A 23434-nucleotide genomic window follows, 5' to 3' on the forward strand; every position below is an offset into this window, starting at 1 on the left:
CAAATGCTCAAGGCGAAGCCAGTTGGCTCAATTCGTCAGCTGAATTGACGTTGAAAAAAGCCATGGGGTTGTCGCCCGACTGGTCGAAACACACCACGCTGTGAGGGTGGCCTGCAACCCAGGCGCCAATCTTGCGTTCGCCAGCCAGCATAAAAGCTGACAGATCTTGCGCCAACCTGGCGCGCATCAGGCAAAACACGGCCTGCTTGCGTTGTTCGCCTTGGCTGCTGCGGTCTGCGGCAATCACGATGTCGGTGCTATCGCGCATGGCTTGCGCCAGCAAACGCTCGGCCAAGTCTTGTGGAAAATTGGGGCTGTCGCACGGCACGCTCAGCAGCCAAGAGGTTTGGCAATGCTGCATGCCCGTCAGAAAACCGGCCAGTGGCCCAGGGTAGTCCTGCATGCTATCGGTCAGCACGGGTAACCCTAGCTTGGCATAGGTCGATACATTTCGATTAGCGCTGATCAAGATTGTTTGTGGTGCCAGTGTTTGAGCTTGTAGTCGTGCCAGCGCATGGTCGATCAACCGTTTTTTGCCTGCTTGGACCAGGCCTTTGTCCTGGCCCTGCATCCGGGAGCCTTGACCCCCCGCGAGGACGATCGCGGTGTAAGCTGGCAGTGCGTCACCCACCGATGTAGCTCATCTCAACCCGGCGCGCAGGGGCGCTGCCCGCCGGGGCCTGGCTGCGCATTTGGGAGTAGCGGTCGCTGCGTTGGCGCCAGATGGCGTCCACCTGTGCGCGCAACTGTTCGTCATTGAGGGATTGTTCACGCAAAAGTTGTCGCAGGTCGTAGCCTTGTCCAGCGAACAAGCACAGGTACAAGCGGCCTTCGGTGGAGAGGCGGGCACGGTTGCAGTCGCCGCAAAAGGCTTGCGTGACGCTGCTGATCAGGCCAATTTCTCCGGCCTCTTTGTCGTGCAGGCCCGCTGCGTTGGCATATCCCCAGCGCTGGGCGGTCTCGCCCGAGGCACTGTGTTCCAGCGCCACCATGAGCCATTCCTGTTGCAGCAGTTCAAGCACCTCGGCGCTGGGCAGCACCTCGTCCATGCGCCAGCCGTTGGTGGCGCCGACATCCATGTATTCAATGAAGCGCAAACGCACACCACTGCCACGGAAATGGCGCGCCATGGGCACGATTTCCTGCTCGTTGGTGCCTTTCTTGACCACCATATTGACCTTGACCGGTCCCAGGCCCACGTGCTGGGCGCGCTCGATACCTCGGAGCACATCACGCACAGGGAAGTCCACATCGTTCATGCGGCGAAACACGGCGTCATCCAGGCCATCCAGGCTCACGGTGACGCGCTGCAACCCAGCGTCCTTGAGGCTTTGTGCCTTGCGTTCCAGCAAAGAACCGTTGGTGGTCAGCGTCAGGTCAAGTGGCGTGCCGTCAGGTGTGCTCAGGCTGGCCAGTTGCTCGACCAGGATTTCGATGTTTTTACGCAGCAGTGGCTCGCCGCCGGTCAGGCGAATTTTTCGCACGCCCAGTGCCACAAAGTTCTTGGCCACCCGGGTGATTTCTTCGAAGCTGAGCAAGTCCTTGTGCGGAAGATAGGCGTAGTCGTTGTTGAATACCTCTTTGGGCATGCAGTAGCTGCAGCGAAAGTTGCAGCGGTCTGTGACGCTGATGCGCAAGTCATGCAGTGGCCTGGCATGGACATCATGCAGCGCAGTGCCAAGCAGCGATGCTTCGGATGGCTGAGGCAAGGGCAGGGCAGCTGCTCTGAGGTCTATCAGGGGGTAAACGCTTTCCGACATGCGTCTATTTTGCCCCAGCGGGGCCACTTGATCGGAAGTCCGCAAGCCCGGTGAAAGTAAAATCAGGGGTAATCCCAATGTTGTACCCCTTTCTTTTCATTTCATAGCAGAGACGCGAACATGGCCCTCGATAAAGTGACCCCTGGCAGCAAAGCCCCTGAAGCCTTCAACGTGATCATCGAAATCCCGATGAATTCCGACCCCATCAAATACGAGGTGGATAAGGAAAGTGGTGCCATTTTTGTGGACCGTTTCATGGGCACCGCCATGCACTACCCCACCAACTATGGCTACGTGCCTCAGACCATCGCTGGTGATGGCGACCCGGTTGACGTGCTGGTCATGACGCCTTTCCCGCTGCCCGCTGGTGTCGTGATCACCTGCCGTGCCATTGGCATTTTGAAAATGGAAGACGAAGGCGGTGTGGACGGCAAGGTGCTGGCTGTGCCGGTGGACAAGCTGCTGCCTATCTACGCCAACATCAAGACGACCGCTGACCTGCATGAGTTGCAGCTCAAGCAGATCGCTCATTTCTTCGAGCACTACAAGGACCTGGAAAAAGGCAAGTGGGTCAAGGTGCTGGGTTGGGAAGGCGTGGACGAAGCCAAAAAAGAAATCACTGACGGCATCGCCGCCTACAGCAAGGCCTGATTCTTTCGGTCCTGACCAAAGCCTGTTGCAGCTTGGCTGCAGCAGGCTTTTTTTTGCCAGGACAGAGGCGATGAGATAATGAATCCATCCACTCGATTGCATCGTATGACTCTGAAAATCAGTGTGGCCCAGCTCAATTTGGTGGTGGGCGACATGATGGGCAATGCCCAAAAAATCATTGAAGCAGCCCGTGCAGCCTACGCCAGTGGCGCGCGACTGGTGCTCACGCCTGAACTGTCCATTTGTGGCTATGCCGCTGAGGATTTGTTGTTGCGCCCGGCTTTTATCCAGGCTTGTGACGAAGCTGTGACCGTACTCGCGCAGGCTCTGGCTGGTTTGCCGGGCTTGCATGTGGTGGTGGGTCACCCGGTAGGAGGCGGCTTGCGCAGTCGCAGCGTGAGCCAGGTGCAACGCTACAACAGGGCTTCTGTGCTGTCCGAAGGACGCGTTGTGGTCAGTTATGACAAGCAGGAGTTGCCCAATTACCAGGTGTTTGACGAACGACGCTATTTCACACCCGGAAACAAGGCCTGTGTGTTCGAGGTGCAGGGCACCCGTGTCGGCCTGCTGATTTGCGAGGACGCCTGGTTTGCTCATCCCGCACGGCAAGCCTGCGAGGCGGGTGCTCAGGTGTTGGCTGTGCTCAATGCTTCACCATTCCATGTGGACAAAGGGCACGAACGCGAAGCACAGATGCGCGAACGCGTACAGGAAACGGGGCTGCCCCTGGTTTACGCTCACCTGGTAGGTGGGCAGGACGAAGTTGTGTTTGAAGGGCGCTCGTTTGCTTTGGATGCACAAGGTCAGGTTGCTGCACGCGCCCCCGGCTTTGTCGAAGCGGCGCTTTCTGTCACATTGGAGAGTGATGGCCAACGGCTGCAAGGTGAGGTGTGCCCGCATGATGACGAAGACGCGCAGCTGTGGCACGCCCTGGTGCTGGGCATTCGCGACTACATTGGCAAAAACGGTTTTCCTGGCGTCATTTTGGGTTTGTCGGGCGGCATCGACTCTGCCCTGGTCTTGGCGCTGGCCGTCGATGCGCTGGGCGCTGACAAAGTGCGGGCAGTGATGATGGCCTCGCCCTACACGCAAGACATCAGCTGGATCGATTCGCGCGATATGGTGGCTCGCCTGAAGGTGCGCTACGACGAAATTCCGATTGCCGAATTGTTTGCTCAGTTTCGCACCGCGCTGGCTGCGCAATTTGCGGGTCTGGCCGAAGACACCACCGAAGAAAACCTGCAAGCGCGTATTAGAGGCACCTTGCTTATGGCGCTGTCCAATAAAACGGGCTCGTTGGTGCTGACGACCGGCAACAAAAGCGAAATGGCCACGGGCTATTGCACGCTTTACGGGGATATGGCTGGAGGCTTTGCAGTCATCAAGGATGTACTCAAAACACGGGTGTTTCGCCTGGCACGCTGGCGCAATGCGCATGACCCCTATAGTACGGGTACTGCACCGATCCCTGAGCGCATCATCACCCGTCCACCCAGTGCTGAACTGCGACCGGACCAGAAAGACCAGGACAGCCTGCCCGAATACGAAGTCTTGGATGCCATCATCAGCCGTTACATGGAAAACGATGAGGGCCTGCAAGCCCTGATGGCCGATGGTTTTGAGCGCGCCGATGTCGAAAAAGTGGTGCGCCTGATTCGTCTCAACGAGTACAAACGTCGACAGTCGCCAGTGGGCATACGGGTGACCCATCGCAGTTTTGGCAAGGATTGGCGTTATCCTATTACCAACCGTTTTCGATCCTGATTTACCCAGAGGTATTGCACATGAAACAAATCACTGCCGTCATCAAGCCCTTCAAACTCGAAGAAGTCCGCGAGAGCCTGGCCGAGTGTGGCGTGACCGGGTTGACCGTGACCGAGGTCAAGGGCTTTGGTCGTCAAAAGGGCCACACTGAGCTGTACCGTGGCGCCGAGTATGTGGTGGATTTCCTGCCCAAGGTGAAGGTGGAAGTGGTCGTCAAGGACGACGATGTGGAGCGCTGTGTGGACGCCATCGTCAAGGCCGCTCGCACGGGAAAGATCGGCGATGGCAAGATTTTTGTCACCTCCGTCGAACGCGTCGTGCGCATCCGCACTGGCGAACAGGACGAAACCGCGATTTGATCGTTTTAAAGTTGATCGGCACGTGGGGCGGTGGACAATCCCGCCTCGTTGATCAACAAGGGCAATAGTTCGCTTGCCTTGGGGGCGCTTCGAATGAGTTCGTTTTGCCATTCGCCCATGAAGCCCGCCTGCGTGCTTTGGCGGGTAAAGTCCAGCAGGCTGTCGTAGTAGCCCTTTGTGTTGAGCAAGCCCACAGGCTTGTCGTGGTAGCCCAGCTGGCGCCAGGTCCACACTTCAAAAAATTCCTCAAACGTGCCAATGCCGCCGGGCAGGGCGACAAAGGCATCGGCGCGCTCCATCATCATGCGCTTGCGCTCGTGCATGGTGTCCACGATGTGAAGCTCGGTGCACCCATCGTGCGCCCACTCGCGCTCTTGCAAGGCTTTGGGAATGATGCCCACCACTGTGCCACCAGCCTCCAGCGAGGCTTCTGCAACTTCTCCCATGAGTCCATTTCGCCCGCCCCCATAGACCAGTTGGCCTCCGTGAGTGCCAATCCAATGGCCGACTTCTCGTGCCACTTGTGTGAACACAGGGTTGTTACCGTGCCGCGAGCCGCAGTACACACAAAGTGAAAAAGCAGGTTTTTTCGAAGGCATGAGCATTCAGTGGGTGTGAGCGAATTGCCAAATGGCCGTGATCCAGATGCCGCCGCAAAACAGCATGGCCAGCAGCACCGCAGCACTGCCCATGTCCTTGGCGCGTTTGGACAGGTCGTGCCACTCGGGGCCGACCCGGTCCACCACCGATTCGATGGCGGTGTTGAGCAGCTCCACCATCATGACCAGCAGGACGGAGCCCGCCAGGAGGGCGACCTCTACCCAACTCTGGCCAAGCCAGAAAGACAGGGGCAACATCACGATGGATGCGAGCACCTCCTGGCGAAAAGCCGCTTCATGCCAGCCCGCCTGCAAGCCCGCCCAGGAGTAGCCCGCGGCATGGATCAGTCGGTTCAAGCCGCGGCGCTCTTTCTGTACATTGTGATGGGGGCTTGGGGGGGTATTCATGATTTGTTCTTGGGTAATGGCTTGACCGAGATCAGGCGGGTACCCGCAAGTTGGTCGTGCCAGAACTGCTGTTGGGGGTGAAAACGGCTGAGCAAAGCCCAAACGGCAACCCAGCCTGTACTGAGAACCAGAACCTGGACGGCAGGCAGCTCAAACAGCCATTGCATGGACAAGGGGGGCAAGAACCAAACCCAGCTCAGCAGATAGCGTGCCAGGGCATGAGGCTGGCTCAAGGGTTGACCTTGAGTGTCCGTGATGCGGATGTGCCAGGTTTTCATGGCCAGGGTCTGGCCCTTGGACCAGAACCAGGTGAAGTAAATGCCCAGTACGAGAAATACGAAAAACTGCAGTGGGTGGCGGTTGTCCATGGCGTTGCGGGTCTGGCTCAGGGTTCCAAACAGGTAGCCAGCAATGAAAACCACACCAAACAACAGCATGCCTTCGTAAAGCCAGCAGGCCATGCGGCGGCGCAGTCCGGGCGCTTGCAAAGAGGTTGGGGGGCTGGTGTTCATGCTGCTGCAGAGGGGGCAATCGGCTGGCATTATCGCACCCCGCTTGAGGGTTGGCGTCGTCGGGCCAATTGGTGCGATAATGCGCGATTGCAACTGAAAACGAGCAAACGGATCAACATCCGGCCCGGTCACGAATTGTGGGTCCATGGTGTTGGTCTCAAGTCCCGAAGCCACCTCACGAGGGTCGATGCCAAGGGGCACCCAAGGTTTTTCGTCAGAGAAATTCACAAAGGTTGAAAATGGAAATGTCCAAAGCCGAAATGGCCTCCGCAGCACACGCCGCCCAAGGGCAGGAATTGCGTGGCGCAGAAATTCTGGTCAAGGCACTGCAAGCCGAAAACGTCAAGTACATCTGGGGCTACCCAGGCGGCGCCGTCTTGCATATTTACGATGCCTTCTACAAACAAGACACCATCCAGCACGTGTTGGTACGTCATGAGCAGGCCGCTGTGCATGCCGCCGACGGCTACGCACGTGCCACCGGCGATGTGGGCGTGGCCCTGGTCACCTCCGGCCCCGGCCTGACCAATGCGGTCACCGGCATTGCCACAGCCTACATGGACAGCATTCCCATGGTGATCGTGTCCGGCCAGGTGCCCACGGCTGCCATCGGTCTGGATGCCTTCCAGGAGTGCGACACTGTCGGTATCACCCGTCCCATCGTCAAGCACAACTTCCTGGTCAAGGATGCGCGCGACATGGCCACCGTGATGAAAAAAGCTTTCCACATCGCACGCAGCGGCCGCCCCGGCCCGGTGGTAGTGGACATTCCGAAGGATGTGTCCTTCAACAAAGCTCTTTACACTGGTTATCCAGAGTCCGTCGAAATGCGCTCGTATAACCCGGTGCGCAAGGGTCACAGTGGACAGATTCGCAAGGCCTTGCAGCTGCTGATGTCGGCCAAGCGCCCCTACATCTACACCGGTGGCGGTGTGCTGCTGAGCAATGCCAGTGCCGAGCTGCGTACCCTGGTAGACATGCTCAATGTGCCGGTCACCAACACCCTGATGGGCTTGGGCGCTTTCCCGGCGACTGACCGCCGTTTCCTGGGCATGCTGGGCATGCACGGTACGCTTGAAGCCAACAATGCCATGCAAAACTGCGACGTGCTGCTGGCTGTGGGTGCTCGTTTTGACGATCGCGTGATTGGCAACCCCAAGCACTTTGCTTCGGTCGAGCGCAAGATCATCCACATCGACATTGATCCGTCGAGCATCTCCAAGCGCGTCAAGGTGGATGTGCCGATCGTGGGCGATGTCAAGGATGTGCTGACCGAGCTGATCGCCATGATCCGCGAGTCCAACCTCAAGCTCGATGCGGAAGCGCTCAAGAGCTGGTGGAACACCGTTGAAGGCTGGCGCTCGCGCGATTGCATGAAGTACGACCGCGCCAATACGACAGTCATCAAGCCCCAGATGGTGGTCGAGACCTTGTGGAACATGACCAAGGACGCTGACGCCTACATCACCTCCGATGTGGGCCAGCACCAGATGTTCGCCGCCCAGTACTACAAGTTTGACGAGCCGCGCCGCTGGATCAACTCTGGTGGCCTGGGCACCATGGGCGTGGGCATTCCCTACGCCATGGGGATCAAGCTGGCCAAGCCCGAGAGCGAGGTGTTCTGTATCACCGGCGAAGGCTCGGTGCAGATGTGCATTCAGGAGCTCTCTACCTGCTTGCAGTACAACACCCCGATCAAGATCCTGTCGCTCAACAACCGTTACCTGGGTATGGTGCGCCAATGGCAGGAAATTGAATATTCCGGCCGCTACAGCCACAGCTACATGGACGCGTTGCCCGACTTCGTGAAGTTGGCCGAGGCCTATGGCCATGTGGGTATGCGCATTGAACGTCCACAAGACGTCGAAGGCGCGCTCATCGAAGCCCGTAAGCTCAAGGACCGCACCGTCTTCATTGACTTCCAGACTGACCCCACCGAGAACGTGTTCCCGATGGTGCAGGCCGGCAAAGGCATCACCGAAATGCTGCTGGGGTCTGAAGATCTCTAAACCCAACAACTGTTGAATCTATTGCCTGCCAAGCCTGTGCATTACCGTGCACAGGGGAGGGCAGCGAAAAGAGGAAGCTGAAAAATGAAACACATCATTGCTGTTCTGATTGAAAACGAAGCTGGCGCGCTGTCGCGCGTAGTAGGGCTGTTTTCTGCACGTGGCTATAACATCGAGTCCCTGACGGTGGCCCCCACCGAAGACCCGAGCCTGTCGCGCATGACCATTCAAACCACCGGTTCTGACGAGGTGATCGAGCAGATCACCAAACACCTCAACCGCCTGATCGAAGTGGTCAAGGTGGTGGACCTGACCGAAGGCGCCTACACCGAGCGCGAGCTGATGCTCGTAAAGGTGCGCGCCGTGGGCAAGGAGCGTGAAGAAATGAAACGCATGGCCGACATTTTCCGTGGCCGTGTGATCGACGTGACCGACAAGAGCTACACCATCGAGCTTACCGGTGACGCATCCAAGAACGATGCTTTCCTGGAGGCGATTGATCGCAGCGCCATCCTGGAAACCGTACGCACAGGCGCTTGCGGCATTGGCCGCGGTGAGCGCATTCTGCGTGTCTGATTTTTGACCTCACATTGAACTTATTCCAAAGGAGAAACCCGTGAAAGTTTTTTACGACAAAGACTGTGACCTGAGCCTGATCAAGGGCAAGACCGTGGCCATCATCGGCTACGGCAGCCAGGGCCACGCCCATGCCCAGAATCTGAACGACAGCGGCGTGAAAGTCGTGGTCGGCCTGCGCAAGGGTGGCGCTTCCTGGGACAAAGTGGCCAAAGCTGGCCTCACCGTCATGGAAGTCAATGACGCTGTCAAGGCTGCTGACGTGGTCATGATTTTGTTGCCCGACGAAAACATCCCCGAGGTGTACAACAACAACGTGGCCCCCAACATGAAGCAGGGTGCGACCCTGGCTTTTGCTCACGGCTTCAATGTCCACTACAACCAGGTGGTGCCCCGCGCCGATCTGGACGTGATCATGGTCGCCCCCAAGGGCCCGGGTCACACCGTGCGCTCCGAATACCTCAAGGGCGGCGGCGTGCCTTCCCTGATCGCTGTGTACCAGGACATGTCTGGCAAGGCCCGTGACGTGGCCCTGTCTTATGCCATGGCCAACGGCGGCGGCAAAGGCGGCATCATCGAAACCAACTTCAAGGAAGAGACCGAAACCGACCTGTTCGGCGAGCAAGCTGTGTTGTGCGGCGGCGCTGTTGAGCTGGTGAAGATGGGCTTCGAAACCCTGACCGAAGCGGGCTACGCTCCTGAAATGGCCTACTTCGAGTGCCTGCACGAGCTGAAATTGATCGTGGACCTGATGTATGAAGGCGGTATCGCCAACATGAACTACTCCATCTCGAACAATGCCGAGTATGGTGAGTATGTGACCGGCCCTGAAGTCATCAACGAGAAGTCGCGCGAAGCCATGCGCAACGCCCTCAAGCGCATCCAGACCGGTGAATACGCCAAGATGTTCATCCTGGAAGGCCGTACCAACTACCCAAGCATGACCGCTCGCCGCCGTCTGAACGCTGACCACTCGATCGAGCAAGTCGGTGCCCAGCTGCGCGCCATGATGCCCTGGATCGCCAAAAACAAACTGGTGGACCAGAGCCGCAACTGATCAGACTGATCTGCCTGAACGATAAGGCCACCTTGTGTGGCCTTTTTCTTTGGCTGAACTCTGGCTTACACTTGGAGCCCCAAGGCAGGCCAGTAGTCGTGCCTTTTGACACAAGGATATTCATGGATTCGCAACCGGTTCGTCGCAAGCCTTCCAAAGGCATTTATGTGTTGCCCAACCTGTTCACATTGGCGGCGCTTTTTGGCGGTTTCTACGCCATTGTGATGGCCATGAATGGACGCTACGACCTGTCGTGCATCGGTGTGTTTTGTGCCATGGTGCTCGATAGCCTTGATGGGCGTGTCGCGCGAATGACCAACACCCAAAGCGCATTTGGTGAACAAATGGACTCCTTGGCTGACATGGTTTCCTTTGGCGCAGCGCCCGCCTTGATTGCCTACGAGTGGGCCTTTCGAGGCCTGGGTCGCTGGGGCTGGATTGCTGCGTTTGTGTATTGCGCCTGCGCGGCTTTGCGGCTGGCGCGCTTTAACGTGAATACGGCTGTGGTGGACAAGCGCTACTTCCAGGGCTTGCCTTCACCGGCGGCAGCGGCCCTGGTGGTGGGCTTTATCTGGATCATGACAGATCTGGAAATGAATCCGTCCGATCTGGCCTGGCCCATGTTTGCCCTGGCGCTCTACGCTGGCCTGACCATGGTGACCAATGTGCCGTTCTACAGCTTCAAGGACTTGCAGATCAAGAAGAGCGTGCCTTTCGTAGGGCTGGTACTGTTGGTGTTGTTGATTGCCGTCATCAATATTCATCCGCCTTCGGTGTTGTTTGGTCTTTTCATGGCTTACGGAGTGAGTGGCTATGTGATGTATCTTTTGCGCAAATTCAGGGGCGAACCGGTCAGTTTGATCAGTACTTCTACCGATGAGCCCGATGAACGCGGCTTGCATGTAGACGACTGAGCGGCGCTTTTTAAACTGTGCTACATTCATTGACATGAATTTGTTTTTGCTTGCTCTACTGCTAACGCCCTGCGGGCGGGATATGTAGCGCAAGCCAACAAAACCCAAAAGGCCCGCATGCAACCCGCAGCGGGCCTTTTGCTTTGTTTCCAAACCCTGCGGTGATTTCGATACTGGAGTGAACATGGCAGACAAGTTGATCATTTTTGACACCACCTTGCGTGATGGTGAGCAGTCTCCTGGTGCGTCGATGACGCGTGACGAAAAGCTGCGCATTGCGCGCCAGCTGGAGCGACTGCGTGTAGATGTGATCGAAGCCGGCTTCGCTGCCAGCTCCAACGGTGATTTCGAAGCGGTGCAGACGATTGCCAATGCGATCAAGGATTCGACGGTGTGTTCCTTGTCCCGAGCCAATGATCGTGACATTTCTCGTGCAGCTGAGGCGCTCAAAGGAGCCAACAGTGGTCGTATTCATACCTTTATTGCCACATCTCCTCTTCACATGGAGAAAAAGTTGCGCATGACGCCAGAGCAAGTGCTCGAGCAGGCCAAACAGGCGGTGCGTTTTGCGCGCAACCTGTGTGGCGATGTCGAGTTCAGCGCCGAGGACGGTTACCGCAGCGAGATCGACTTTCTGGCCCGCGTGGTCGAAGCCGTGATTGCCGAAGGCGCCACCACCATCAACATTCCCGATACCGTGGGCTACGCCATCCCCGAGCTGTACGGCAACTTCATCAAGACCCTGCGTGAGAAAGTGCCCAATGCAGACAAAGCCATCTGGTCAGTGCATTGCCACAACGACCTGGGTATGGCCGTGGCCAACTCGCTGGCCGGTGTGAAGATCGGCGGTGCTCGCCAGGTGGAGTGCACCATCAACGGTCTGGGTGAGCGCGCCGGCAACTGCTCGCTTGAAGAAGTGGTGATGGCAGTCAAGACGCGGCGTGATTATTTTGGTCTGGATGTGAACATCGACACCCAGCACATCGTGGCCGCCAGCCGCATGGTCAGTCAGACCACCGGTTTTGTGGTGCAGCCCAACAAAGCGGTGGTGGGCGCGAATGCGTTTGCCCACGCATCGGGGATTCACCAGGATGGCGTGCTCAAAGCCCGCGATACCTACGAGATCATGCGCGCCGAAGATGTGGGCTGGAGCGCCAACAAAATTGTGCTGGGCAAGCTGTCGGGTCGCAACGCCTTCAAGCAGCGTTTGCAGGAATTGGGCGTGGAGCTGGATAGCGAAACCGAAATCAACAACGCTTTCACCAAGTTCAAGGAATTGGCCGATCGCAAGAGCGAGATTTTTGACGAAGACATTCTGGCCTTGGTCAACAGCGAAGGTGCCGCAGCCGAGCAGGACCAATACGGTTTTGTGTCCTTGTCCCAGCGCAGTGAAACCGGCGAGCAACCGCAAGCCACCATCGTGTTCACGGTGCAGGGCAAGGAAGTCAGGAGCGAGTCCACTGGGAACGGCCCGGTCGATGCGTCCATGAAAGCCATTGAAGCCCATGTCAAGAGCGGTGCTGAAATGGTGCTCTACTCGGTCAACGCCATCAGTGGCTCGACCGAAAGCCAAGGCGAGGTAACGGTACGTCTGCAAAACAGTGGTCGTGTGGTCAACGGTGTGGGTGCAGATCCAGATATCGTGGTCGCTTCCGCCAAAGCCTACTTGAGCGCTTTGAACAAATTGAGTAGCAAAGCTGAAAGAGTCGCTGCACAAGGCTGAACTTTACAAAAAAAGATGCGCTTCAACAAAGCCATGCAAGTGTTTGATCTTGCATGGCTTTTTTTATTCAGATAAACTAGAGTCTGTTGTATTCCTGTTTTCAGTATTTTTTGATGAAATTCACAAAAACTCCATCTTTGGCAGCAGTTTTGGCCAATACCCCGCGGATGAGCCGCTGGAATGGAGTATTGCTGGCTTTCGCTCTGTCTGTGGGTATGGTCGGCATGACGCCTTCTGTGCATGCTGCAGAAAAAACCACTCAAATCAAGAAGAAGCGCGTTGCCAAATCAGTCGCCCGCAAGGTCAGTCAGAAAAACCATGCAGCCAAGCGCTCCCTGAAGGCGGCGCCTGTAGACCCCGCCTCTTTTGGACAACAGGCAGGTTTGCATTCGGCTCGAGATCCTTTGTCACTGCGCTCCAGCGTGGCTTTGGTGATCGACCAGGATACCCGTGAAGTCCTGCTCAGTAAAAACGACCATGCCGTGCTGCCGATTGCGTCTTTGACCAAGCTCATGACGGGCTTGCTCGTGTCCGAGGCTCAATTGCCGATGGACGAGATGATCACCATCACCCAGGATGATGTGGACACGGAAAAAGGCAGCTCTTCGCGACTGGTCGTGGGTGCACGCCTGAGTCGTGGGGACTTGCTGCATCTGGCCTTGATGTCCAGCGAGAACAGGGCTGCGCACGCTTTGGGACGTACTTACCCCGGTGGCCTGGATGTGTTTGTCCAGAAAATGAATGCCAAAGCCCGAGAGTTGGGAATGAGCGACAGCCGTTATGTGGAACCCACAGGCCTGTCAAGCCAGAACCAGTCCAGCGCTCATGATTTGACCCGCTTGGTGGCGGCCTCGTCGCGACAGCCTCTGATGCGCGAGTTGTCCACGTCCCACGGGTATGAGGTGGCTGTCGGTAGGCGTACCTTGCAGTTCCACAACACCAACCCCTTGGTCAAGAGCCCTAACTGGGACATCAGTCTGCAAAAAACGGGTTATATCCGTGAGGCAGGACGTTGCCTGGTCATGAGGGCGGAAGTATCGGGCCGTAACCTGATCATGGTATTCCTCGATTCGGCAGGCAAGCTCAGCCGCATTGCAGATGCCGAGCGTGTGCGTCGCTGGATCGAATCACAAGGCGGCCGCTCGGCAGCCTTGAAGACTTTTGTCAACGAGCGCAGCAGCTGATTTGAAAGCCTAGCCTTGCGAGTGCGGGTGATAACCCAGCTCTTGCGAGATCGTGTCTGCTGTGCTTTGCAGTTTGGCTAGCCATTCATCGTCCATCCGATCGGCAGGGGCTGAAATAGACAACCCCGCCAGCAGTTTGCCCTGGTCATCGTAGATGCCCGCAGCAATGCAGCGGACCCCCAGTTCCAGCTCTTCGTTGTCACGCGCTACGCCGCTTTGCTTGACCCTGGAGAGCTCGCGTTCCAGAACGGGTAGTTGTGTGATGCTGTTTCGGGTGTGACCCGTCAATCCCGTGCGTGTCGCATAGCCACGCACGCGCAGAGGGTCGTCCTGCGCCAGAAAAAGCTTGCCCACCGATGTCAGGTGCAAGGGTGCGCGACCGCCTATGGCTCGAACCACTTGCATGCCCGAGCGCTCGCTGTAGGCACGCTCGACATACACAATCTCGTCACCCTGACGCACGCTGAGGTTGACGGGTTGCTGAATGAGTTTGTGCAAGGCCTTCATGGGTTCCATGGCAGCGTCGCGCACATTCAGGCGACCTTTGACCATGTTGCCCAACTCCAGCAGTCGCATGCCAAGCCGGTAACTGCCCGCTTCGGGACGATCCACAAAGCGGCCCAGTGTCAGGTCGTTGAGGATGCGGTGAGCCGTGGAGGGGTGCAAACCGGTCTTTTCACTTATTTCCTTGAGGGTGATGGCCTCTTCGCGCGAGGACAGCACATCTATCAGGGTGAACATGCGTTCCAGGACCTGGATCGTGGGTGTGGCCGCAGCTGCAGCGTCTGCTTTTTTCATGGTCAACCTCTCACAAAGCAAGCTTGAATTTTATACTGCGAAATTCAGATTGGATTGTCTTGCCACAGGCCGTGTTTCAAAATCTGACAGGGTTGAAATTTGCTTTTGTAAGCCATTTTCGGGCTCTCGCTGATCCAGTAACCCAGATAGACATGAGCTGCCTGCAGTTGGCGTGCCTGCTCAATTTGCCACAGTACATTGAAAGTGCCCAGGCCCTGCTTTTGACCGGGATCGAAAAAAGTATAGACCGCTGACAAGCCATCATTGAGCACATCGATCAGGCTGATCATCAGAAGCTGACCGGATTCGGGTGTCCTGAATTCGACCAGCCGTGAGTTGACCCGGCTCTGGAGCAGAAACTGCTGGTATTGCTCCACATTGTCATCGTCCATGCCGCCGCCAGGGTGACGTGAACGTTGGTAGTTCAGGTACAGCTCGTAATGTTCTGGATTGAAGTGCAGCCTCATGATCCGCACCTGTAAATGCTGATGGGCTTGCCAGCAGCGACGCTGGCTACGGCTGGGCTTGAAGCGATCAACCGGAATCCGTAGCGCTATGCATTGCTGGCAGCCGTCGCAATAAGGGCGATAAGTGAATAAACCGCTGCGGCGAAATCCCTGTGTCACCAGATCCGAGTAAACCTCGTTGTCGATCAGGTGGCTGGGGCTGGCCACTTGCGAGCGTGCCATCCTGTCAGGCAGGTAACTGCATGGATAGGGCGCTGTCGCATAAAACTGCAGGGCCTTGAAGGGGAGTTCCTGAATGCTGCTCACGGTCAAAGGTTCAAGAGTTCATCCCAGTATAGGTGTTGCTCAGGCCAAGGGATGGTGCTTTCACGCTGAGCTTGCGAGATGATATGAAGGAATTGACAGCGGCTGATTTCATGGGCACCCAGGCTCGCAAGGTGGGACGTGTTTTGCTGACAGTCAATCACAGGAATCTTATGGCGCAAACAGGTGCTGACCAGCAAACTCAGAGCCATTTTGGATCCATCACGCACGGAAGTGAACATGGATTCGCCAAACACGGCATGTCCCAGACTCACAAAATACAGCCCCGCCATCAGTCTGTCATCTTGCCAAAGCTCTGCGCTATGGGCCAGGCCCATCTGGTGGAGTTCGGTATAGACCTCGATCATCCTCGGAACAATCCATGTCCCGTTTTGTCTCTGTCGCGGGCTGTCGGCACAGCGTTGCATGACTTGCACGAACGCTTGGTCAAAGCACAGGCGAACGCCAGGCATCTGCAGCTGCTTTTTCAGGCTTTGCTGGAGCGAGCGATGAAAGCGAAAGGCTTTGGGCTCGAGCACCATACGTGGGTCGGGTGACCACCACAAAACGGGTTGGCCACGGCTGTACCAAGGGAAGGTTCCTTGTGCATAAGCTTGTGCCACTTGCACAGCTGTCAAGTCTGGGCTGACTGCCAACAGGCCAGGCGCGGAAGTCTCCTGGGACCAGGCGAGATCTGCCGCAGGCAAGGCTTGACCAGCTTCAATCCATGGCAGAGGGGACTCGGATGTCGACATAAGGTGATTAGAACGCAAGTCGCGACAAGTCACGCTAGCCAGGGGTTATGCTCTTACGATGAACACAGATATTTCCAGCGGGCCTGATTTCGAAACCCTGCCCGGCGGTACTCGTATCCTCGTGCCACGCTGGGCGGTGCCTGCCCATGTGAAAGCTTGCATGTCCACACGAGTCGGAGGTGTTTCCAGAGCCCCATGGGACAGCTTGAATCTGGGTGATCATGTGGGTGATGCTCCCGAGCACGTACGAGAAAACAGAGTGCGTTGGCAGCATACGCTGGGACGCAGGCCCGTGTATTTGACACAAGTCCATGGTACCCAGAGTGTGGTGTTGTCTCAAGACAGTCCTGATGGTTTGCAGGCTGATGCGTGTGAGTGTACGGACGCCTCAGTAGCGGCCACCATCATGATCGCGGACTGTATGCCCGTGCTCATGAGTGATGCTCAAGGGCAGTGGGTGGCTGCAGGTCATGCCGGATGGCGGGGGCTTGCAGGCCATGACGGACAAGGTGTGCTTGAGGTCATGGTGCGTGCAGCCATCGCCCGAGGGATTGCAGCCCAGGATCTGCGTGTCTGGCTGGGCCCTTGCATCGGACCTTCTGTCTTCGAAGTGGGAGATGAGGTTCGGTTGCTTTTTGTGGCGCAGAGTCAGGACGCCAGAGCCTGCTTTGTAGAGGCCGCCCATTCGGGCAAATGGTTGGCCGATCTGGCGGGCTTGGCCCGTCTACGACTGCATCAATCGGGTGTGCTGTCCATTGATGGCAATGACGGCGGGCAGGGTTGGTGTACCTTTACGCAGTCATCGGTTTTTTTCTCCCACCGAAGGGACGCTCGCTTGTTCGGAAACTCCGGGCGAATGGCTGCCAGCATCTGGCTGGGCTGAGCTTGATGCGGTTTCGAGTTCCTCCTTGGCGCGCCTCGCTTTGCGTCTGGCGGGGGTACCCATGAGGTAAACCACTAGAGTGATGGGAGCGATTCCATACAAAAACAAGGTCACAATGGCTCCAAGGATGCTGCCTTGTGTGCTGAATGCTTCAGCCAAGCTCATCATCAAAGCGACATATAACCATGCGATAACAACAAGATAGATCATTTGTGAAATTTGTAATTTCGGTGACAACTTTGGGATTGATACTGATTCTGACCTGAATTTATTCATAAGGGTCAAGATTGTTCGGAGACGATGTAATGAATACGAATATGCCCGAGTTCTGGTCTCAGATGACTGAACAATTTCAACAAAATCTGACAAAGGGCTGGGGCCAGGCCATGCAGAATTTTCAGAGCATGGATCTTGGCGGAGCAGGGGCATTGCCTAAACACCCGGCTCCTCAGTTGAAACTTGATCCCCAAAAAATCCAGAAAATCCAGACGGACTACTTCAAGGATGCAGCTGAGCTCTGGAACCAGAGTCTGCACAACAGTCTTCAGGTCAAGGACCGTCGTTTTTCTTCGCAGGCCTGGTCTGCCAATCCTTTGGCGAGCTTCAATGCCGCTGCCTATTTGCTCAACGCCCGCACCTTGATGTCGCTGGCCGATGCGGTAGATGCCGATGCCAAAACCCGCGCGAGGGTTCGTTTTGCGGTGGAGCAATGGGTGGCAGCATCAGCGCCCAGCAACTACCTGGCCATGAACGCCGAGGCACAGCAAAAAGCAGTGGAGACCAAAGGCGAGAGCATTGCCAAAGGTATTCAGAATCTGGTGCACGACATGGAGCAGGGCCATGTGTCCATGACGGATGAAAGCCTTTTTGAAGTCGGCAAGAACGTGGCCACCACCGAAGGCGCGGTGGTGTTTGAAAACGAATTCTTCCAGCTGATCGAATACAAGCCCTTGACGGCCAAGGTGTACGAGCGCCCCTTTCTGTTGATTCCACCGTGCATCAATAAGTTCTATATCCTGGACCTGCAGCCCGAAAACTCCTTCATCCGCTATGCCGTCAGCAAAGGCCATCGCACTTTTGTGGTGAGTTGGCGTAACCCCGACGATTCCATGTCCGGTAAGACCTGGGATGACTACATCGGCAATGCTGCAATCGAGGCTATTCATACAGTCAAAGCCATTACTGGGGCCCCGAAGATCAATGCCTTGGGTTTTTGCGTGGGCGGCACCATCTTGTCCAATGCGTTGGCGGTCTTGGCAGCGCGCGACGACGACTCGGTGGCCAGCGCGACCTTCCTGACCACATTGATCGATTTCACCGATACCGGTGTGCTTGACGTGTTCATTGATGAGAACTTTGTCAAGTTCCGTGAAATGCAAATGGGCAAGGGCGGACTGCTCAAGGGTCAGGACTTGGCCTCTACCTTCAGCTTCCTGCGGCCCAATGACCTGGTGTGGAACTATGTGGTGGGCAACTACCTCAAGGGCGAAACACCACCTCCGTTTGATCTGCTGTACTGGAACAGCGATTCGACCAACCTGCCAGGGCCTTTCTATGCCTGGTACTTGCGCAACACCTATCTTGAAAACAACCTTGTCAAGCCTTGCAAGGTGCAAGTGTGTGGCGAGGGCATTGATCTGCGCAAGGTGGATTTGCCTGTGTATCTGTATGGCTCGCGTGAAGACCATATCGTGCCGATCGGCGGCGCTTACGCCAGCACGCAGGTGCTGCCAGGCAAAAAGCGTTTTGTGATGGGCGCCTCGGGGCACATTGCAGGGGTGATCAATCCGCCCGCGTCGAAAAAACGCAGCCACTGGGTGCGTGAGGATGGCAAGTTTCCGGCCGACGTCAATGACTGGATCGCCGGCTCGACCGAGCTTCCCGGCAGCTGGTGGGACGATTGGTCGGGTTGGCTCAAGACACACGCGGGCAAGCAAATTGCAGCCCCCAAAACTTATGGCAAAGGTGCCAAATACAAGGCCATCGAGCCGGCACCTGGCCGTTATGTGAAGGCGAAAGCCTGATTCTTTATTTAGCAGGAGACTCTCAAGATGGAAGACATCGTCATCGTTTCGGCCGCTCGCACGGCAGTCGGCAAGTTTGGTGGTTCGCTGGCCAAGGTGGCCGCCCCCGAGCTGGGCAGCATCGTCATTCGCGAGGCCATGGCCCGAGCAGGCCTGCAGCCTGACCAGATTGGGGAAGTCATCATGGGTCAGGTGCTGGCCGCTGGCAGCGGTCAGAATCCCGCGCGTCAATCCCTGCTCAAAGCCGGTATCGCCAAGGAAACTCCGGCGCTGACCATCAACGCCGTGTGTGGTTCGGGTTTGAAGTCGGTCATGTTGGCTGCTCAGGCCGTGGCTTGGGGCGACAGCGAAATTGTGGTTGCCGGTGGTCAGGAAAACATGAGCGCCTCGCCGCACGTATTGATGGGCAGCCGCGACGGCCAGCGCATGGGCAACTGGAACATGGTGGACTCCATGATTGTCGATGGCCTGTGGGATGTGTACAACCAGTACCACATGGGCATCACCGCCGAGAATGTGGCCAAGTTGCACGGCATCACCCGCGACATGCAAGATGAGCTGGCACTGAACAGCCAGCGTAAAGCCGCTGCGGCTCAGGATGCTGGCAAGTTCAAGGATGAAATTGTCGATGTGCTGATCCCTCAGCGCAAAGGCGATCCGCTGGTGTTCAATACCGACGAATTCATCAACAAGGAAACCAATGCTGAAGCTTTGGCTGGCCTGCGCCCCGCCTTCGACAAGGCCGGTTCCGTGACGGCAGGCAATGCCTCGGGCATCAACGATGGTGCTGCTGCGGTGGTCGTCATGACGGCCAAGAAGGCCGCTGCCTTGGGCCTCAAGCCCATGGCCCGCATTGCCGCTTTCGGTACCTCCGGTCTGGATCCTGCCACCATGGGCATGGGCCCGGTGCCTGCAACCCAAAAAGCTCTGGCCCGTGCTGGCTGGAATGTGCAGGACGTGGATGTGTTCGAACTCAACGAAGCTTTTGCAGCGCAGGCCTGCGCCGTCAACAAGGTGCTCGATATTGATCCCGCCAAAGTCAACCTCAACGGTGGTGCCATTGCCATCGGTCACCCCATTGGTGCTTCGGGTTGCCGTATTTTGGTGACGCTGCTGCACGAAATGCAGCGCAGCCAAGCCAAGAAGGGCGTTGCTGCTTTGTGTATCGGTGGTGGCATGGGTGTATCCCTGGCCATCGAGCGCGTTTGATCATTTTCCATTTCACAAAACTCATTACAAGGAGACAAACATGAGTCAAAAAGTTGCTTACGTCACCGGTGGCATGGGCGGTATCGGTACTGCCATTTGCCAGCGCCTTCACCAGGAAGGTTTCAAGGTGATCGCTGGTTGCGGCCCGACCCGCGACTACAACAAGTGGCTGGACGAACAAAAAGCCCTGGGCTACACCTTCTACGCCTCGGTGGGCAACGTGGCCGAATGGGATTCGACGGTGGAGGCCTTCTCCAAAGCCAAGGCTGAGCACGGCCCCATCGATGTGCTGGTCAACAACGCCGGCATCACCAAGGACCGCATGTTCCTGAAGATGAGCAAGGAAGACTGGGATGCGGTGATGAGCACCAACCTGGACTCCATGTTCAATGTGACCAAGCAGGTCGTGCCCGACATGGTCGAGCGTGGCTGGGGTCGCATCATCAACATCAGCTCGGTCAACGGTGAAAAAGGCCAGGCCGGCCAGACCAACTACTCCGCTGCCAAAGCGGGCATGCACGGTTTCTCGATGGCCCTGGCCCAGGAGCTGGCCACCAAAGGCGTGACCGTCAACACTGTGAGCCCAGGTTACATCGGTACTGACATGGTCAACGCCATTCGCCCCGATGTGCTCGAAAAGATCGTTGCTACCGTGCCGGTCAAACGCCTGGGCAAGCCCAGCGAAATCGCCTCCATCATCGCCTGGCTGGCCAGCGAAGAGGGCGGTTACGCCACCGGTGCCGACTTCTCCGTCAACGGCGGTCTGCACATGGGTTGATCCTGCGTGCTCGTCTTGAACCCCGCCTCGGCGGGGTTTTTGTTTTTCAGACAGGGATAATCCAGCCATGTCTGAAAATTCTTCCGTGTTCAATCCTTGGCGCCTGTCGGTGGCACCGATGCTCGACTGGACTGACCGCCATTGTCGATACTTTCACCGCTTGCTGACGCGCCATACCCGTATGTACACCGAGATGGTGACCACGGGTGCGTTGACGCACGGCTTTGTGGAGCGCCACTTGCGCTTCAATGCCGAGGAGCATCCTGTAGCCTTGCAGCTAGGAGGAAGTGATCCTGCTGACTTGGCAAAGGCCGCAAAGTTGGGCCAACAGTGGGGGTATGACGAGATCAACCTCAACTGTGGCTGTCCTTCAGACCGGGTGCAGCGCGGGGCGTTTGGCGCTTGCCTGATGAATGTGCCACAAACCGTGGCCGATGGTGTCATGGCCATGCGTGATGTGGTCGACATTCCGGTAACGGTGAAGCACCGCATTGGTATCGACCGCATCGAGAGCTATGGCTTTGTGCGCGATTTTGTGGGCGCCGTCAGTGAGGCTGGGTGCGAGGTGTTCATCGTCCATGCCCGAAATGCCTGGCTCGACGGACTCTCGCCCAAGGAAAACCGGGAGATTCCACCGTTGCGCTACGAATTGGCGTATCAGCTGAAAAAAGACTTTCCGCAGCTGACGTTTGCCGTCAACGGGGGTATCAAAACCAATGACGAAATCTCGCAGCACCTGCAACACCTTGATGGCGTGATGATTGGGCGCGAAGCGTATTACAACCCCTGGTTGCTGACCACTTGGGATGCGCAGTTTTTCGACGACGCACACGAAACCCCCACCCGCGAGGCCATAGAAGAAGCGATGGTGGCTTACATGGAGCGCGCCCACGCCGAAGATGGGTGCCCTTGGTACGCTATCGCACGGCATATGCTGGGGCTGTACCACGGTCAACGTGGCGGGCGTTTGTGGCGCCAGGTCTGGAGCAACCACAAGCTCAAGCCTTTACCGCCGCGCCAGGTATGGCAGCTGGCGCGCGAGGCATTGGCGCGAGGGGCCGAAAAGCCTGCAGATCAGGACTCTCATGCCGCATAAGGTGTACAGCGTTCGTGCCCAGCGTTGGGCCATGGTCTTGATTTGGCTGGTGCCCTTTTTATGGACTGTCAACATTGTGGCTTCACGCCAAGCGCCGGGTGTGGTGTCGCCCAATGTTCTGGCCTTGGGGCGGTGGGCGTTGGCGGGCAGTATTCTGACCGTGTTCAGTGCCCGAGAGCTTTGGCAGCACCGTTGCGTTTTGTGGCAGCAGCGTTGGCGTTACCTTTTGCTCGGCGGCTGCGGGATGTGGATTTGCGGAGCCTGGGTGTATCTGGCAGGTGAGAGCACCGTGAGCATGAACATCTCGCTCATCTATGCATCATCGCCCGTGCTGATCGCGATGGGTTCGGTTTTGTGGCTCAAGGAACATTTCTCCATGCGTCAGCTTTGGGGCGTGGTGTTGGCGATGTCGGGCGTCGTTCACGTGATCGTGCAAGGGCAGTGGGCCAATCTGTCGGCTGTGAACTTGGTGCCTGGCGACTTGTGGATTGTGGGGGCGGCCGTCGCATGGGCGGCATATGCCTTGCTACAGCGCCGATGGCCCAGTGTCATGAGTTCTACAGCACAGCTGGCGGCTATTTGCTTAGGGGGCGTGCTCGTGATTCTTCCGTTTGCCTTGTGGGAGTTGGCTTCTGCGCACACCCCCAGCATCGGCGCAAACGCTCTTGGTTTGATGGTGCTAACAGCTCTGCTGCCTGGCGTGATGGCCTATTGGATTTATGGCTGGGCCCAAAAAGTGCTGGGTGCAAGTCGTGTGGCTGTGACTTTGTATTTGGGGCCGCTGTATACGGCGGTGGTGGCGTGGGGTGTACTCAACGAGCCTTTGGGCGGCTTCCACCTGGTGGGCGGTCTGCTGATTTTGTCGGGGGTGGCCTTGGTGATGATCAGCAAGACTCGAACAGACTGATTTTCAGCTTGCGGCCTCGAGGCCGTTGGCAAAATGTTCCCGCATGCGCTGAGCACTCAGTTGTCCATCATGAGCGAGCAGGGCGTCCATCAGGGCCTGGTGTTCATGCAATGACTCCTGTACCCGTCCCGTTTTGAACAAGGAGTGGTGGCGGTTGAGTTTCATGACCTTGCGCAGGTCTGTCACCATTTGCTGGCGCCAGCGGTTGTCTGCTGCCGAAAGCAGTTGGACATGAAACTGCTCATTGATGTCAAAAAACCGCTCACGGTCGTTAACAGCGGCGCACAGCTGCTGGTGCAAGTCTTGTAAGGCCTCAAGCTGTTCATCGCTGGCATGTTTGGCCACCGTGCCGGCACCGTCCGATTCCAGCAGAGCGAGCAGGTGGTAAACGTCACGCAGGTCCTTGTCACTGACTTCGGTGACGTAGGCACCGCGGCGTACTTTCATGGTGACCAGGCCTTCCGCGGCCAGAACCTTCAGGGCTTCGCGCATGGGCGTACGGCTGATGCCCAGCTGCTCTGCAATCTTGAGCTCATCAATCCAGCTGCCGGGCTCAAGCTCACGGGTAAAGATCTTTTGCCGCAGCAATTCGGCAACTTCTTCATACAGGGCGCGAGGAGCGAGGGACAAGGCTGACATGGCGTGATTGTAAGCAGGTTAGAATATTTTGCATCAATAATTATGAATCATGACGTGTC

24 protein-coding genes are annotated in these 23434 nt (G+C 57.1%); 15 read left to right on the forward strand and 9 right to left on the reverse strand.

Features of this window, described 5'->3' with window-relative positions; translation table 11 throughout:
• Window positions 1-7 precede the first annotated feature (7 nt).
• Together mobA and moaA are read right to left on the reverse strand one after the other, a co-directional pair.
• Window positions 8-631, reverse strand: a complete 624-nt coding sequence (gene mobA, locus AAFM15_RS06030; protein ID WP_341685804.1) for a molybdenum cofactor guanylyltransferase MobA — start codon at window positions 629-631, stop codon at window positions 8-10.
• Window positions 624-1760, reverse strand: coding sequence for a GTP 3',8-cyclase MoaA (gene moaA, locus AAFM15_RS06035; RefSeq protein ID WP_341685805.1), 1137 nt, complete (start codon window positions 1758-1760; stop codon window positions 624-626). Before moaA ends, mobA begins: the two co-directional genes overlap by 8 nt.
• Window positions 1761-1880: 120 nt before the next feature.
• Between moaA and ppa the strand changes: the two genes are divergently transcribed.
• The 3 genes from ppa (at window position 1881) to AAFM15_RS06050 (ending at window position 4534) form a co-directional block, all read left to right on the forward strand.
• Window positions 1881-2411: an inorganic diphosphatase gene (gene ppa, locus AAFM15_RS06040; RefSeq protein WP_341685806.1), complete on the forward strand. Its 531-nt coding sequence runs from the start codon at window positions 1881-1883 to the stop codon at window positions 2409-2411.
• Between the two features lie 105 nt (window positions 2412-2516).
• Window positions 2517-4175, forward strand: coding sequence for an NAD+ synthase (locus tag AAFM15_RS06045; RefSeq protein WP_341685807.1), 1659 nt, complete (start codon window positions 2517-2519; stop codon window positions 4173-4175).
• Window positions 4176-4195: 20 nt separating this feature from the next.
• On the forward strand, window positions 4196-4534 hold the full coding sequence (locus AAFM15_RS06050; RefSeq protein WP_341685808.1) for a P-II family nitrogen regulator: 339 nt from the start codon (window positions 4196-4198) through the stop codon (window positions 4532-4534).
• A 5-nt stretch (window positions 4535-4539) separates the two neighbouring features.
• Here AAFM15_RS06050 and AAFM15_RS06055 read toward each other — a convergent pair whose 3' ends face one another.
• Genes AAFM15_RS06055 through AAFM15_RS06065 form a run of 3 tightly spaced genes read right to left on the reverse strand, consistent with a single transcriptional unit; the run spans window position 4540 to window position 6002 of the window.
• Window positions 4540-5139, reverse strand: a complete 600-nt coding sequence (locus AAFM15_RS06055; RefSeq protein ID WP_341685809.1) for a TIGR00730 family Rossman fold protein — start codon at window positions 5137-5139, stop codon at window positions 4540-4542.
• Entirely contained in the window at window positions 5140-5541 is a 402-nt protein-coding gene (locus AAFM15_RS06060; protein ID WP_341685810.1) for a diacylglycerol kinase, read from the reverse strand.
• Window positions 5538-6002, reverse strand: a complete 465-nt coding sequence (locus AAFM15_RS06065) for an RDD family protein (RefSeq protein ID WP_371833090.1) — start codon at window positions 6000-6002, stop codon at window positions 5538-5540. Before AAFM15_RS06065 ends, AAFM15_RS06060 begins: the two co-directional genes overlap by 4 nt.
• Window positions 6003-6292: 290 nt before the next feature.
• Between AAFM15_RS06065 and AAFM15_RS06070 the strand changes: the two genes are divergently transcribed.
• The 6 genes from AAFM15_RS06070 (at window position 6293) to pbpG (ending at window position 13516) form a co-directional block, all read left to right on the forward strand.
• Window positions 6293-8062 carry an acetolactate synthase 3 catalytic subunit gene (locus AAFM15_RS06070; protein ID WP_341685812.1) on the forward strand — a complete coding sequence of 590 codons (1770 nt, stop codon included), beginning with the start codon at window positions 6293-6295 and terminating at the stop codon, window positions 8060-8062.
• Between the two features lie 84 nt (window positions 8063-8146).
• Complete coding sequence (gene ilvN, locus AAFM15_RS06075; protein WP_341685813.1) at window positions 8147-8638, forward strand: acetolactate synthase small subunit; 492 nt, start codon at window positions 8147-8149, stop codon at window positions 8636-8638.
• A gap of 40 nt (window positions 8639-8678) precedes the next feature.
• A complete protein-coding gene (gene ilvC / locus AAFM15_RS06080) occupies window positions 8679-9695 on the forward strand; it encodes a ketol-acid reductoisomerase (RefSeq protein ID WP_341685814.1) in 1017 nt (338 codons plus the stop codon).
• A gap of 122 nt (window positions 9696-9817) precedes the next feature.
• Window positions 9818-10609 carry a CDP-diacylglycerol--serine O-phosphatidyltransferase gene (gene pssA / locus AAFM15_RS06085; RefSeq protein WP_341685815.1) on the forward strand — a complete coding sequence of 264 codons (792 nt, stop codon included), beginning with the start codon at window positions 9818-9820 and terminating at the stop codon, window positions 10607-10609.
• Window positions 10610-10793: 184 nt separating this feature from the next.
• Entirely contained in the window at window positions 10794-12332 is a 1539-nt protein-coding gene (locus AAFM15_RS06090; RefSeq protein WP_341685816.1) for a 2-isopropylmalate synthase, read from the forward strand.
• A 167-nt stretch (window positions 12333-12499) separates the two neighbouring features.
• Window positions 12500-13516 (forward strand): D-alanyl-D-alanine endopeptidase, encoded by a 1017-nt coding sequence (gene pbpG, locus AAFM15_RS06095; protein WP_341685817.1) that lies wholly within the window; start codon window positions 12500-12502, stop codon window positions 13514-13516.
• A gap of 9 nt (window positions 13517-13525) precedes the next feature.
• On the opposite strand, the gene AAFM15_RS06100 is transcribed toward pbpG, so the two are convergent.
• The 3 genes from AAFM15_RS06100 to aat are packed head-to-tail and all read right to left on the reverse strand — an operon-like array spanning window position 13526 to window position 15839.
• Window positions 13526-14314, reverse strand: coding sequence for an IclR family transcriptional regulator (locus tag AAFM15_RS06100; RefSeq protein ID WP_341685818.1), 789 nt, complete (start codon window positions 14312-14314; stop codon window positions 13526-13528).
• A gap of 44 nt (window positions 14315-14358) precedes the next feature.
• Window positions 14359-15087 (reverse strand): arginyltransferase, encoded by a 729-nt coding sequence (locus AAFM15_RS06105; RefSeq protein WP_341685819.1) that lies wholly within the window; start codon window positions 15085-15087, stop codon window positions 14359-14361.
• Window positions 15088-15089: 2 nt separating this feature from the next.
• Entirely contained in the window at window positions 15090-15839 is a 750-nt protein-coding gene (aat, locus tag AAFM15_RS06110; RefSeq protein WP_371833089.1) for a leucyl/phenylalanyl-tRNA--protein transferase, read from the reverse strand.
• Between the two features lie 160 nt (window positions 15840-15999).
• Between aat and pgeF the strand changes: the two genes are divergently transcribed.
• The 6 genes from pgeF to AAFM15_RS06140 all read left to right on the forward strand — a co-directional run bounded on the left by pgeF (window position 16000) and on the right by AAFM15_RS06140 (window position 22736).
• Window positions 16000-16722 carry a peptidoglycan editing factor PgeF gene (gene pgeF, locus AAFM15_RS06115; RefSeq protein ID WP_341685821.1) on the forward strand — a complete coding sequence of 241 codons (723 nt, stop codon included), beginning with the start codon at window positions 16000-16002 and terminating at the stop codon, window positions 16720-16722.
• A gap of 305 nt (window positions 16723-17027) precedes the next feature.
• Complete coding sequence (phaC, locus tag AAFM15_RS06120) at window positions 17028-18746, forward strand: class I poly(R)-hydroxyalkanoic acid synthase (protein ID WP_341685822.1); 1719 nt, start codon at window positions 17028-17030, stop codon at window positions 18744-18746.
• A 27-nt stretch (window positions 18747-18773) separates the two neighbouring features.
• Window positions 18774-19955, forward strand: a complete 1182-nt coding sequence (locus AAFM15_RS06125) for an acetyl-CoA C-acetyltransferase (protein WP_341685823.1) — start codon at window positions 18774-18776, stop codon at window positions 19953-19955.
• A 40-nt stretch (window positions 19956-19995) separates the two neighbouring features.
• Window positions 19996-20733 carry an acetoacetyl-CoA reductase gene (phbB, locus tag AAFM15_RS06130; protein WP_341685824.1) on the forward strand — a complete coding sequence of 246 codons (738 nt, stop codon included), beginning with the start codon at window positions 19996-19998 and terminating at the stop codon, window positions 20731-20733.
• Between the two features lie 67 nt (window positions 20734-20800).
• Window positions 20801-21829, forward strand: coding sequence for a tRNA dihydrouridine(20/20a) synthase DusA (dusA, locus tag AAFM15_RS06135; protein ID WP_341685825.1), 1029 nt, complete (start codon window positions 20801-20803; stop codon window positions 21827-21829).
• Window positions 21819-22736, forward strand: a complete 918-nt coding sequence (locus tag AAFM15_RS06140) for a DMT family transporter (protein ID WP_341685826.1) — start codon at window positions 21819-21821, stop codon at window positions 22734-22736. The genes dusA and AAFM15_RS06140 overlap by 11 nt, the downstream gene beginning before the upstream one ends.
• Before the next feature lie 3 nt (window positions 22737-22739).
• Here AAFM15_RS06140 and AAFM15_RS06145 read toward each other — a convergent pair whose 3' ends face one another.
• A complete protein-coding gene (locus AAFM15_RS06145) occupies window positions 22740-23375 on the reverse strand; it encodes a GntR family transcriptional regulator (RefSeq protein WP_341685827.1) in 636 nt (211 codons plus the stop codon).
• Window positions 23376-23434: the final 59 nt, after the last annotated feature.

The sequence above is a fragment of the Limnohabitans sp. genome (assembly GCF_038134685.1).
In the GTDB taxonomy this organism is placed as follows: Bacteria; Pseudomonadota; Gammaproteobacteria; order Burkholderiales; family Burkholderiaceae_C; genus Limnohabitans_A.